The organism is Paenibacillus oleatilyticus (assembly GCF_018998565.1).
GTDB lineage: Bacteria > Bacillota > Bacilli > Paenibacillales > NBRC-103111 > Paenibacillus_G > Paenibacillus_G oleatilyticus.
Genome location: NZ_JAHNZO010000079.1, coordinates 1 through 1,417, shown reverse-complemented (window position 1 = coordinate 1,417; position 1,417 = coordinate 1). Strand labels below are relative to the sequence as shown.

The window sequence follows — 1,417 nt, the reverse complement described above, 5'->3', positions numbered from 1 at the left end:
CCGATGCCGCAGCCGTTTAGCGCAGCGCAAAAGCCGCAGCCGTACGAGGCGCCACAGCCGTTCCAAGCGGCGCAGAAAGGCAAGCCGGAGCCGATGCCGCAACCGTTTAGCGCGGCGCAAAAGCCGCAGCCGTACGAGGCGCCACAGCCGTTCCAAGCGGCGCAGAAAGGCAAGCCTGAGCCGATGTCGCAGCCGTTTAGCGCAGCGCAAAAACCGCAGCCGTACGAGGCGCCACAGCCGTTCCAAGCGGCGCAGAAGGGCAAGCCGGAGCCGATGCCGCAGCCGTACGAGGCGCCACAGCCGTTCCAAGCGGCGCAGAAAGGCAAGCCGGAGCCGATGCCGCAGCCGTTTAGCGCAGCGCAAAAGCCGCAGCCGTACGAGGCGCCACAGCCGTTCCAAGCGGCGCAGAAGGGCAAGCCAAGCGAGCCGGCTCTAAATCCGTATGAAGTCGCTCAGCCGCAGCCCGGGTACCAACCGTTTCAGTTTGGATCCCAGCCGCCGCAGCCTTCAGCGTCTCTGTTCCAGCAATACAATGTTCCCGCTGTCGGAGCATTGGCTCAGCCGCCGCAGCAGCCCTACGGAAAAGGCAAAGAAAACGTTGGGAAGGAACCGGAGCTTCCGCCGATTCCGCAAATGCCCGGCACAGGGACGATGCCATATTTTACGGCTCCGGCAGCGCCACCGGCATACCCGTCTTTATCTACCGGTCACCCGCCGGTTGTTAAAAGCGGCTGCGGCTGCGGAGGGGGGCTGGCGGATTTGCCTTACGCGTTGCCGCCGAAATCGCCTTCCTTTGCGCAGATGCCTGAGCAGGCTTCTTTCGTACCTCAATGGTCCCAGACAGCGCCGATTTCGCTCGAGCCGCCTCTGCCGCAGCCGTATTTCCACGGTCCGTTCCAGCCCTATGGCCATCCGCCGGACGAATATCCGCTCATGCCGTTTGCCGGTCCGGGACCTTTATTCTGTGAACCGGTCGTTCCGTTCCACGGATACCCGGGGTTTCCGTCATATCCGGGCTATGTAAGCCCTGCGGTATCTCCGTACGGAAGTCCTTATCCTTGGGAGCACCCGCAGGCAGACGACAAGGGGAGAGAAGGCGAAGAGGCGTCAAGAAAGAGCGCCCCTTCTGAAAAGGCGGTCATTTCGCAAACCGATACCAGGTCCGAACCAAAAGCGGCTCGTCCCCCGAAACAGAAAAAGAAGCAAAGCTCGGCGCGTGCCGCGATCAGCAGCCTGATTGAGCGCAATCGCCGGCAGTCAGCCCGCTCGGCGAAACCGAGAAAACCATTGCCTTGGCTGGGGAACTAAATAAAAAAACAGCCGGAAGCCTAAGCCTCCGGCTCAGGCTGTCGACAAAGCTCTGTTTTTAAAGGGCTCGCTTGAATAATTAATTTAATTCCTGAAATATCGAGCATAT

Annotated in this window: 1 pseudogene; it reads left to right on the top strand. The window is 60.6% G+C overall.

Going from position 1 to position 1,417, the window contains the following annotated elements:
- Positions 1–1,308, top strand: a pseudogene (locus tag KQX66_RS36360) (hypothetical protein); the annotation flags it as partial.
- Positions 1,309–1,417 lie beyond the last annotated feature (109 nt).